Here is a 10,941-nt window from a genome sequence, read left to right on the forward strand (position 1 = left end):
ACTGGAGACCTTTCCGTTGACTGCCGAGCACATCCCGCCGCGCGCCGAGAGCTGGCCCGCGCCCACCACGGCGCTGCTGCCCGACGACGACCCGTTCTATCGACCGAACGAGGACTACGCCCAGCACGCGCCGGGCACCGTGCTGCGCTGGCGGCCGATCGAGCTCGCGGCCTTCGGGCTGATCCCGTTGCGGGTCACCGCGTGGCAATTGCTGTACCGCACCAGCGATCTCAACGGCAAGCCCGACGCCGGCGTGACCACCGTGATCGCCCCGGCCGGCGGCACCGCGCCGGGGACACCGCTGCTGTCGTTCCAGTGCGCCATCGACGCCGTGTCTTCTCGGGGCTTCCCGTCCTACGGGCTCCAGCGCGGCTCGCGGGCGATCGGCACGTTCGCGCACGTGGAGTTGCTCTGTTTCGCCGACGCTCTGACCAGGGGCTGGGCCATCTCGATCCCCGATCACGAGGGCATGCTCGGCGCGTGGGGCGCCCCGCGCGAACCCGGCTACCGCGCGCTCGACGGCGCGCGCGCCGCGCTGGCCTTCGCTCCGCTCGGCCTCGAGCCCACGGCGCAGGTGGGCCTGTGGGGCTATTCCGGTGGCGGACTGGCGACCTCGTGGGCGGCGGAGACGGCGCCCACCTACGCCCCCGAACTCGACATCATCGGCGCCGTCCTCGGCTCGCCGGTGGGTGATCTGGTCGCGACCTTCCACCGGCTCAACGGTGGCCTGCACGCCGGCCTGCCGACGCTGGTCGTTGCCGCGCTGCGCCGGGTGTATCCGGCCTTCGACGCCGTGCTCGGCGCGCATGTGAACGAGGCGGGCCTGGCCGTGCTCGACCGGGCCGCGACCTCCAGCACCGGCGCCACCGTGCTGCGCCTGGCGCGCTACAACGTGGAGCGCCACATCAGCATCCCGCTGGCCGAGCTGCTCGCGCTCGAGGAGATGGCCGCGGTGTTCGCCGACGCCGAGCTCGGCACCTCGGCGCCCGCCGTGCCCATGCTCGTGGTGCAGGCGGTGCACGATCAGATCATCGCGAGCGCCGACATCGACGCGCTGGTGGAGCGCTATCGCGCCCACGGCGCGCACGTCACCTACCTGCGGGACCGGCTCAGCGAGCACCTCACCCTGCTGGCCCTCTCGACACCGCTGAGCCTGAACTGGCTGGCCGACCGGTTCGCCGGCGCGCCGGTGACACCCTCGGAGACCAGGACGGTGTGGAGTGTGCTCGGCCTGCCCGCGGGCCGCCGCGGTCTCGCCGAACTGGCGCACGCCGCACTGCGGGTGCTCTTCGCCCGGCCGATGCCCGGATCGGCGACCCGGCCCGCCCGGAGCGCCGAATCCGGCACGGACCGCCGCGCGGCCTGAGCACCCCCCGACACGACCGATCCCGTTGCGCCACCGGCACAACGGGATCGGACGGTCCCGCGCTCAGCCGACGGCGGCCGCCGAACCGTGCAGCTTGCGCAGCTCGTGCTTGACCACCTTGCCGCCGGCGTTGCGCGGCAGCGCCTCGACGATCACGAGCCCCTTGGGGTGCTTGTACCTGGCCAGGTGCGCGTTCAGGTGCGGTTCCAGCGCCGCCAGATCGAGCTCCTCCTCGCCCTCGACCGCCACGATCGCGATCGGCACCTCGCCCCACTTGTCGTCGGCGCGCCCGATCACCGCCGCCTCCCGGATCCGGGGGTGCGCGAACAGGACGTTCTCCACCTCGGCGCAGTAGATGTTCTCGCCGCCGGAGATGATCATGTCCTTCTTGCGGTCGACGACGTAGACGAAGCCCTCCTCGTCGACGCGGACCAGATCGCCGGAGTGGAACCAGCCGCCGGCGAACGCGTCGGCGGTGGCGCGCGGGTTGTTCCAGTACTCGCGCATCAACGTCGGTCCGCGATAGACGATTTCGCCGATCTCACCGGGCGCCACGTCGTTCATCTCGTCGTCGACGACGCGGGTGGCGATGGTGGGGATCGGCTTGCCGACCGAGCCGAGCTTGCGGATGGCGTCCTCGCCGTCGAGCACGCAGGTGATCGGTGACATCTCGGTCTGCCCGAACACCGCCACGTTGAGCGCGTCGGGGAAGGTCTCGGCCATCGCCCGCAGCACGGTGTCCGACGCGGGCGCCGCGCCCCAGGAGATCACCCGCAGGCGCAGATCACGCTGCGCCACCGTGGGATCGGCGCACACGACCTGCCACTGGGCGGGCACGAGGAACACCGAGGTGGCGCGCTCGCGTTCCCAGGCGTCGAGGACCTCGGTCGCGTCGAAGGCGGTGAGCGGGTGGATCACCGTCAGCGCGCCGAGCACGAAACAGGCCGCGACGCTGCCCAATCCGGCGATGTGGAACAGCGGCGAGGCGCAGAAGGCGATGTCGTCGGCGCTGTAGCGCATGGCCCGGATACAGGTGAGGGCCTGCGAGTTCATGTTCAGATGGGTCAGCACCGCGCCCTTGGGGTTACCGGTGGTGCCCGAGGTGTACATGATCAGGGCGGCGGAATCCTCCGGCACGTCGACCGGCTCGTGCGGCGCGCCCTCCTCGGCGAGCAGGTCGTCGTAGCCGAGCATTCCCTCGCAGCTGCCGACCCCCACCACGACGCGGGTGTCGAGGCCGCCGGTCTGCTCGGCGACCGCGGTGACCAGTGGGGCGAACATGGCCTCGGTGATGATCGCCGTGGCGCCGCTGTCGGCGACCAGGTAGCCGATCTCGGGCGGGGTGAGCCGGAAGTTCACCGGCACCGCGATCGCGCCGAGGGTGTTGATCGCGAAGACGGATTCGATGTACTCGGTGTTGTTGAGCATCAGGATCAGCACGCGATCGCCCGCGCCGATCCCGCGCCGGGACAGGGCGTCGGCCAGGCGGCCGACCCGCTCGTGCAGTTCCCGCCAGCTCGTCGTCTTGCCGAGGTAACGCAGCGCGGGCGCGTCCGGGATGGCGGTGGCGTGGATCGCGATCTGGTTCATCCAGTGATTGCGTCGCGAGCGCATCGGTTCTGCGGCAGTGGACATGTCGTCTCCTCGAAAAGCTAGGCCGGGTCGGCGATCGGGGTCGGCGCACCCGCGAACTGCGGTGCGCGGCGGGTGAGCATCGCGGTCATGCCCTCGAGGAAGTCCGCGGAGGTGAGCAGCTCCACCTGGCCGGTCTTCTCCGTGGCCAGCGCGGAGTCCAGGCCGGGCAGGGTGGCCGCGTTCAGGGCGGCCTTGGTGAGTTCGAGCGCGCGCCGCGGCCCCGCCGCGAGCTTCGCGGCGACGGTCCCGACCAGCTCGTCGAGCTCCGCGGCGGGCACGCTACGGGTGATCAGGCCCGCGGCGGCGGCCTCGGCGGCGGGCAGCCTGCCACCGAGCAGCGCCATCTCCGCGGCCCTGGCCCGGCCCATGGCGGCGGCCACGATCGCCGTCGCGCCGCCGTCGGGCATCAGGCCGATGGAGGTGAATGGCAGCAGCAGATAGGCGTCCTCGGCCGCGTAGACGAGGTCTGCGGCCAGTGCGAGCGAAGCCCCGACGCCCGCGGCGGGCCCGTTGACGCGGGCGATCACCGGCAGCGGGGAGTCGATGATCGCGCGGACGGCGGCATTGGCGGTGTCCATCACCAGCTCGGGCGAGGCTTCGTTGCCGCCCGCCGCGGCCGCGGCCGCCAGATCGGCGCCGGTACAGAACGCCTTGCCCGCGCCGGTCAGCACGATCACCCTGGTCTCCGGCCGGTCCGCGGCCGCGCCGATCACCTCGGCCAGTTCGGCCATCGCCGCCAGATCGATGGCGTTCATGCGGGCCTGGCGGTCGATCGTGACGCGCAGGACGCCGCGTTCCTCGTCGATACGGATGCTCTCGCTCATCAGGCCACCACCGCCACGACCGAGTTCGCCAGCCGCTCGGCGATGAGCGCCTCGGCCTCACGGACCATCCGCGACACCAGCTCGGCGCAGGTCGGGATGTCGTGGATCAGGCCCTGGCACTGGCCGACGCTCCAGATGCCCGCGTCGAGATCGCCGTCCTCGTACACCTTGCGGCCACGCGCGCCCGCGACGAGTTCGCGCACATCGTCGAACGTGCCACCGCCGCGCTCGATCTCGACGACCTGGCGGCTGACGGCGTTGTCGGCGACCCTGGCGGTGTTGTTCATCGTCCGGAAGATCAGCTTGGTGTCGAGCTCGGTGTTGGCGACGATCTTCTCCTTCACCGCGTGCGCGATGGGCGATTCGACCGTGCACAGGAACCGGGTGCCCATGTTCACCCCGTCCGCGCCCAGCGCCATGGCGGCGACCAGGCCGCGCGCGTCGGCGATGCCGCCCGAGGCGATCATCGGGATCTCCAGTTCGCGGGCCGCGGCCGGGATCAGGACCAGGCCCGGTGTGTCGTTCTCGCCGGGGTGACCGGCGCATTCGAAGCCGTCGATGCTCACGCCGTCGACACCGACCTGCTGCGCCTTGAGCGCGTGCCGGACGCTGGTGCACTTGTGCAGCACTTTGATCCCGGCGTCCTTGAGGAACGGCAGGTGGGTGGCCGGATTGCCGCCGGCGATCTCCACGATCGGGACGCGGGAGTCGATGATCGCCTGCCGGTACTCCTCATAGGGCGGCGGTGTGATCGACGGCAGGATCGTGAGATTCACGCCGATCGGCTTGTCCGTGAGATCCCTGGCCTTGGCGATCTCCTCGCGCAGGGCCTGCGGCGACGGCTGGGTGAGCGCGGTGATGATGCCGAGGCCACCCGCCTGGGATACCGCGGCCGCGAGTTCGGCTCGGCCGACCCACATCATCCCGCCCTGCACGATGGGGTGTTCGACCCCGAACGCCTCGGTGAACCGGGTGCGCAACATCGCGCCCTCCCTTTCGGATCCGATGTTCCCGCAGGCCGCCACCGGTGGGGCAGCCCTTTGCAACTTGCGAGAACCGTGATTAACTTATCGAGAATTGTGATTAACTTAATGGCGGTCGGCGCGGACTGTCAACAGTTCGCGTGACACGCCGGACCCCGTGCGTGTCCCGACCTGGACGCATCAGTCGCCGAGCTAGTCGAAGGAAGGTCGAGAATGACCGAAACCCCCACTACCGCACCCAATTCTGCGAAAATGGTGAGCACCGTGAACCCCGCGACCGGGGAGCCGGTCGGCACCTGGGCGGTCGACGACGCGGCCGCCGTGGCCGCCGCCGTCGCGCGTGCTCGCACCGCCGCGCGGACTTGGAGTGAACTCGGGTTCACCGGGCGGAAGCGGGCGCTCCTACGCTGGGCGGCGGGCATCATCAATAACATCGACGAGTTCTGCGAGCTGATCAAAGCCGAGAACGGCAAGCCGCTCGAGGACGCCTACCTCGAGGTGATCACGGCCGTCGAGCATCTGAACTGGGCGGCGAACAACGCGTCCAAGGTGCTCGCGCCCAAGAAGGTCTTCCCCGGCCTGATGATGGCCAACCACGAGGCGGTGATCGAGCAGCGCCCGCACGGCGTGGTCGGCGTGATCGGGCCGTGGAACTACCCGGTGTACACGCCGAACGGCTCCATCGCCTACGCGCTGGCCGCGGGCAACACCGTCGTGTTCAAGCCGAGCGAGCTCACCCTCGGTGTCGGGCACTGGCTCGCCGACGCCTTCACCAAGGCCAATCCCGCACTGCCCCAGGGCATCCTGAGCGTCGTCAGCGGCGACGGCGAGACCGGTCGCGCGCTGGTGGAGTCCGAGGTCGACATGATCGCCTTCACCGGCTCCACGGCCACCGGCAAGAAGATCATGGCCGCGGCCGCGCAGCGGCTGACGCCGGTGGTCCTCGAATGCGGCGGCAAGGACGCGGCGATCATCGCCGAGGACGCCGATGTCGCCGCGGCCGCCGACGCGATCGTCTGGTCGGCGATCGCCAACTCCGGGCAGACCTGCGTCGGCACCGAGCGCTGCTATGTGGTCGAGTCGGTGCTCGACGAGTTCGTCGCCGAGGTCACCAAGCGGGTCGCCGACCTGAAGCCGGGCTCGGGCCCGGACGCGGCCTACGGCCCGATGACGCTGCCCGCCCAACTCGACATCGTCACCGCGCACGTCGAGGACGCCCTGGCCAAGGGCGCGAAGGCGATCGTCGGCGGTCGCGACTCGATCACCGCGCCGTTCGTGAGCCCCATCGTGCTGCTCGACGCCCCCGAGGATTCGGTGGCCGTCACCGAGGAGACCTTCGGACCCACGCTCACCGTCCGCGGTGTGCGCGATGTCGAGGAGGCGATCCGGCTGTCCAACGCCTCGCGCTACGGCCTGGCCTCGACGGTGTTCTCCCGCAAGCGCGGGATGGAGATCGCCCGGCAGCTGCGCGTCGGCGCCACCTCGGTGAACAGCCCCGCCGCCTACGCCGCGATTCCCGCGCTGCCCTTCGGCGGGGTGGGGGAGTCCGGCATCGGCCGCATCCACGGCGCCGCCGGGCTGCTCGGCTTCACCAGGCCGCATTCGATCGCCCGGCAGCGCTTCGTCGTCCCCGGCATGGCGTTGCTGTCGTTCGCCCGCACCGAGTCGACGATGTCGCTGGTGCGCAAGCTCACCGCGCGCCGATTCGGCCGCGCGAAGTAGACCCGTTCATCCCCCGACACCGAAAGCAGAGGGACACATCCATGGGCGTCGAATTCAGCCCGGAACAGCAGGATTTCGCCGCGGCGGTCGCCGCGTTCGCCAAGCGCGAGGCCGGCACCAGGGAGAAGCGCGACGCGCTCACCCACCACGATGCCGACCAGCACAACGCCGAGGTGTACGGCAAGATGGCCGAGCTCGGCTGGCTCGGCCTGACCGTGCCGGAGGAGTACGGCGGCTCGGACGCCTCGATGGTCGACATGTGCATCCTGCTCGAGGAGAGCCTGCGCGGCATGCTGCCGATCGGCGCCATCGGCCCGACGCTGATCACCGGCGGCGCCTACGCCAAGTTCGGCACCGAGGCGCAGAAGGACGAGGTGCTGCGCGGCATCGTGCGCGGTGCGTCGCAGTCGATCTCGATGTCGGAGCCCGAGGCCGGGTCCGACGTCGGCGCGCTCACCACCCGCGCCGAGAAGACCACCGACGGCTGGCTGATCAACGGCCAGAAGACCTGGTGCTCGAACGCGCACATCTCCGAGAACATCCTGCTGGTCGCGCGCACCGACCGCAGCGGCGGCAAGCACGAGGGACTCACCATGTTCCACGTGCCCGCGAACACGCCGGGTCTCAAGATCAGCCCGATCGAGCTGATGGGCAATCAGAAGGAGACCAACGACCTGTACTTCACCGACTGTCTGCTGCCCGAGGACGCGGTCGTCGGCGAGGTGGGCAACGGCTGGCGTCAGCTGATGACGGGCCTGAACTTCGAGCGCCTGATCCTGGCCGCGATGAGCCTCGGCGCCGCCGAGCGCGCCTTCGAGGACACCCTGCAGTTCATCAGCGAGCGCAAGCAGTTCGGCAGGCCGATCGGCTCCTTCCAGGCGCTGCGGCACCGGATCGCCGATCTCGCGACCGAGATCGAATGCACCAAGCTGCTGGTCTACAGCGTCGCCGCGGCGGTGGACGCCAACCCGACCAGGACCTTCGCGCGCGAGGCGTCGATGGCCAAGCTCAAGGCCACCGAGACCTCCAAGCAGGTGGCGCTGGCCGGCATGCAGATGATGGGCGGCTACGGCTACGCCAGGGAATTCGACATGGAGAAGCACGTGCGCGGCGCGCTGGTGTCGACGATCTTCGGCGGCACCAGCGAGATCCAGCGCGACATCATCGGCAAGACGTTCGGGCTCTGACAGGAGGGGGGGTGGGCGTCCGGCCGGAATCCGGCCGGACGCCCGCGTCGATCAGGCGGTGCGTGGCCCGCCCAGCAGAATCGACTCCAGCAGCTGGATCACGGTGTCCTGCGGGCAGATCCGGTCGTCGAAGGCGCGCCCGAGATCGACCACGAGGCTGAACGCGGCGTGCACCAGGATCCTGGCCTCGCCCAGCGAGAGTTCCGGGCGCGCGGCCACGACCAGCTTCGCCCATTCGGTGATGATGAGCTGCTGCAGATGCCGCAGCGTCACCTGGTCGGCGTGATCGACGTGCCCGAATTCCGCGTAGTACACGAAGGTCAGCGCGCGCTCGTCGAACGAACCGGCCACATACAGCCGGATGAGCGTGCCCAGCGCCGCGGCGGGGCCGTCGGCCGCGGCGATCGCGGGGGCGATCGCGCCCGAGACCCGGTCGGCGGCGCGGCGGAAGGCGGCCACCAGCAGGTCGCTCTTGCTGCGGTAGTACCGGTACACGGCCGAGGCGGCCGAGAGATCGGCGGCGGTGGCGATGTCCTCCATGCTGACGTTCGGGTAGCCGCGCTCGTGGAACAGCTCGACGGCCCTGCGCAGCAGCAGGTCGTGCTTGAACGGCTGGTAGTACTCCTTGGCGGGCGTGCTCGGCGCGGCGGTGTCCGGGTGGGACAGGTCCGCGTCGATCAGCGCCCAGCTCGTCGCGGTGAGCAGCGGGGCGAGCGCTTTCGCGGGCACCGTGGCGTGGTGATCGCCGATGCTGCTGACCACCGCGAAGATCGACACCGCGCGGATGGCCAGATCGCGCCGGTCCAGTTCGGGACGGACGGCGCCGATGAGGTCGCGCAGTGCGGCGATGGCCGCGGTGAACTGCGCGGTGAGCTCGTCGAAGTCGGTGGGCTCGAGATAGCGGCGTTCCCAGCGCACGAGGGCGACGGTGGGCCGGTTGGCGATCGTCAGGCCGATGATCGCGTCGAGGACGTGCTCGACGCGCTGCCTGGCGCTCCAGTCGCCGGCCTCGGCGGGCAGCTCGGTCGCGCTCAGCGCCAGGCCCGACAGGCGCAGCAGCTCCTCGCGGAACAGCGCGTACTTGCTGGGGAAGTGACGGTAGAGCGCGGTGGAACTGATGTCGAGCCGCTTGGCGATGTCGTCCATGGACACACCGTGATAGCCGTGCGCGCCGAACGCGGCCGCCGCCTCGGCCGCGATCTGGGCACGCCGGTTCTTCGGCCTGCGCCGGATCGGGCGTTCCGGCGCGGCCGAGGGTGCTTGGTCTGCCTGCTTGCTCGTCGTCTCGCCCTTTGTTCCTCGGTGCCGCACAGTCGGCGATGATCTTGCCGCCATGCTATCGCCTGACCGGGTGGGCGCCGCGCACCGGATTCGGTCACCGCGCGGTGTGCGCGTCCGGTGTCCTCAGCGGGGGAGCGGCCTGCCGAGAGTGACGATCTGGAGCAGCCCGATCACCAGTTCGGGCGGGCAGATCCCGTCGTCGCCGAAGGTGCGGCCGAGGTCGACGACGAGGCTGAACGCCGCGTGGACGAGGATCTTGGCCTCGCCGAGCGACAGCTCCGGCCTCGCCTCGGTGACCAGAGTGGCCCACTCGGTCACGATGAGCTGCTGACGGTGGCGCAGGGTCACCTGGTCGGCGTGGTCGACGTGGCTGAACTCGGCGTAGTAGACGAAGGTCAGCGCCCGCTCGTCGAAGGACCCGGTGACATAGAGATCGATCAGGGTCGCCAGCGCTTCGGCGGACGTCGCCGCAGCGCTCACCGCGGGCAGGATCGCGCCGGACACCCGGTCGGCGGCGCGGCGGAACGCCGCGGCCAGCAGGTCGCTCTTGCTGCGGTAGTAGCGATACACCGCCGAGGCCGCCGACAGGTCGGCCGCGGTGGCGATGTCCTCCATGCTGACGTTCGGGTAGCCGCGCTCGTGGAACAGCTCGACGGCCCTGCGCAGCAGCAGTTCGTGTTTGAACGGCTGCGCCCGTCCCGCGGCCCTGCGTATGAGCTCGGGCGTGCGGCCGCAGGCCGGGTCGGCGTCGATCATCGCCCACGCCGTCGCCTTCAGCAGCGGGGCAAGGGTTTTCGCCGACATCGTCGTGTGGTGGTCGCCGATGCTGCTGATCACCGCGAACAGCGACACGGCGCGGACCACGCGGTCGTGCCCGTCGAGTTCGGGGCGTACCTCGCGCAGCAGCGCGCGGAGAGCGGCGATCGCGGCGGTGAACTGCCCGGTGAACTCGGCGAAGTCGGCGGGCTCGAGATAGCGGCGCTCCCAGCGGGCCAGCGCGGCGGTGGGCCGGTTGCCGATGGTCAGCACGACGATCGCGTCGAGCACGTGATCCAGACGCTCGCGCGGGGACCAGGCGCTGGCCTCGGCGGGCAGCTCGGTCGCGCTCAGCGCCAGGCCGGACAGGCGCAGCAGTTCCTCCCGGAACAGCGCGTACTTGCTCGGGAAGTGGCGGTAGAGCGCGGTCGAGCTGATGTCGAGCCTGCGGGCGATGTCGTCCATGCTCACGCCGTGATAGCCGTGCGCGCCGAAGGCCGCCGCCGACTCCGCCGCGATCTGGGCCCGCCGGTTCTTCGGCCTGCGCCGGATCTGGCGGGACCGCGCCGCCGAGGTCGAGGAGGGTTCGGTCACTGGGCGGGCACCGCCGGTAGCGGGGAGTTCACCTTCTCGACCAGCCAGCGGCCGTCGTCGTTGCGCAGGCTGAGCAGCATCGACAGCTGGCCGGGTTTGGCCTTGTGCTCGGTGCCGAGGCTCGAGATCGTCGTCCCGATCACCACGATGGCCTCGGCCGCGGTCTCGTCGCCGCTGCGCAGCGCGCACTGGGTGTCGGTGGATTTCGACACCACCTCGCCCTGGGTGAGGGCGTCGCGCAGCTCGGCGCTGGTGGATTCGAACTGCTTCTTCCAGTCGCCGGTGGCACCGTCGAGCACGGCCCGGAAATAGGTGTCGAGGCTCTTGCTGTCGTAGTCGGCGAGCACCGGCCCGTAGTGGCAGGCTGCCTCCCTGGCCTGCTGCTGGGCGGACAGCAGGTCCTTGCTGTCCTTGTTCTCGAAGAACAGGTACACCGAGGTGGCCACCGAGGCGCCGAGCACGATCGCCGCGGCGGCGCGCAGGCCCAGCGACCTGCGATCGATGGCCGCCCAGCGGCTCTTCCGCTCGGCGGTCTCGCCGCCGGTGTCGTCCGATTCCGTGGTGGCGGTGGGTGTTTCGTCGTTGCTCATGGT

At 70.5% G+C, this 10,941-nt stretch carries 9 protein-coding genes; 3 read left to right on the forward strand and 6 right to left on the reverse strand.

Annotated elements, in window-relative coordinates; genetic code table 11:
• Window positions 1–16: 16 nt before the first annotated feature.
• Window positions 17–1,366 (forward strand): lipase family protein, encoded by a 1,350-nt coding sequence (locus DFR69_RS16965; RefSeq protein ID WP_110038528.1) that lies wholly within the window; start codon window positions 17–19, stop codon window positions 1,364–1,366.
• Window positions 1,367–1,429: 63 nt separating this feature from the next.
• Here DFR69_RS16965 and fadD5 read toward each other — a convergent pair whose 3' ends face one another.
• From fadD5 to DFR69_RS16980, 3 genes are read right to left on the reverse strand one after another with little or no spacing between them, the layout of a single operon-like run.
• Window positions 1,430–3,001 carry a fatty-acid--CoA ligase FadD5 gene (gene fadD5, locus DFR69_RS16970; RefSeq protein WP_110038529.1) on the reverse strand — a complete coding sequence of 524 codons (1,572 nt, stop codon included), beginning with the start codon at window positions 2,999–3,001 and terminating at the stop codon, window positions 1,430–1,432.
• Window positions 3,002–3,018: 17 nt separating this feature from the next.
• Window positions 3,019–3,825 carry an enoyl-CoA hydratase-related protein gene (locus DFR69_RS16975; protein WP_110038530.1) on the reverse strand — a complete coding sequence of 269 codons (807 nt, stop codon included), beginning with the start codon at window positions 3,823–3,825 and terminating at the stop codon, window positions 3,019–3,021.
• Window positions 3,825–4,808 (reverse strand): NAD(P)H-dependent flavin oxidoreductase, encoded by a 984-nt coding sequence (locus tag DFR69_RS16980; protein ID WP_186817383.1) that lies wholly within the window; start codon window positions 4,806–4,808, stop codon window positions 3,825–3,827. Before DFR69_RS16980 ends, DFR69_RS16975 begins: the two co-directional genes overlap by 1 nt.
• Window positions 4,809–5,021: 213 nt before the next feature.
• Here DFR69_RS16980 and DFR69_RS16985 point away from each other — a divergent pair, with 213 nt between their 5' ends.
• Both DFR69_RS16985 and DFR69_RS16990 read left to right on the forward strand, forming a co-directional pair.
• Window positions 5,022–6,530, forward strand: a complete 1,509-nt coding sequence (locus tag DFR69_RS16985) for an aldehyde dehydrogenase family protein (protein WP_373867041.1) — start codon at window positions 5,022–5,024, stop codon at window positions 6,528–6,530.
• Between the two features lie 41 nt (window positions 6,531–6,571).
• The gene (locus DFR69_RS16990; protein WP_110038532.1) at window positions 6,572–7,717 is read left to right on the forward strand and encodes an acyl-CoA dehydrogenase family protein; all 1,146 of its coding nucleotides are present in this window, start codon (window positions 6,572–6,574) and stop codon (window positions 7,715–7,717) included.
• A gap of 51 nt (window positions 7,718–7,768) precedes the next feature.
• On the opposite strand, the gene DFR69_RS16995 is transcribed toward DFR69_RS16990, so the two are convergent.
• The 3 genes from DFR69_RS16995 to DFR69_RS17005 all read right to left on the reverse strand — a co-directional run bounded on the left by DFR69_RS16995 (window position 7,769) and on the right by DFR69_RS17005 (window position 10,938).
• The gene (locus tag DFR69_RS16995; RefSeq protein WP_308633198.1) at window positions 7,769–9,028 is read right to left on the reverse strand and encodes a TetR/AcrR family transcriptional regulator; all 1,260 of its coding nucleotides are present in this window, start codon (window positions 9,026–9,028) and stop codon (window positions 7,769–7,771) included.
• A gap of 93 nt (window positions 9,029–9,121) precedes the next feature.
• The gene (locus tag DFR69_RS17000; RefSeq protein ID WP_244198306.1) at window positions 9,122–10,348 is read right to left on the reverse strand and encodes a TetR/AcrR family transcriptional regulator; all 1,227 of its coding nucleotides are present in this window, start codon (window positions 10,346–10,348) and stop codon (window positions 9,122–9,124) included.
• Entirely contained in the window at window positions 10,345–10,938 is a 594-nt protein-coding gene (locus DFR69_RS17005) for a hypothetical protein (protein ID WP_110038534.1), read from the reverse strand. Before DFR69_RS17005 ends, DFR69_RS17000 begins: the two co-directional genes overlap by 4 nt.
• Between the last annotated feature and the right edge of the window lie 3 nt (window positions 10,939–10,941).

The organism is Nocardia neocaledoniensis (assembly GCF_003182135.1).
GTDB lineage: Bacteria > Actinomycetota > Actinomycetes > Mycobacteriales > Mycobacteriaceae > Nocardia > Nocardia neocaledoniensis.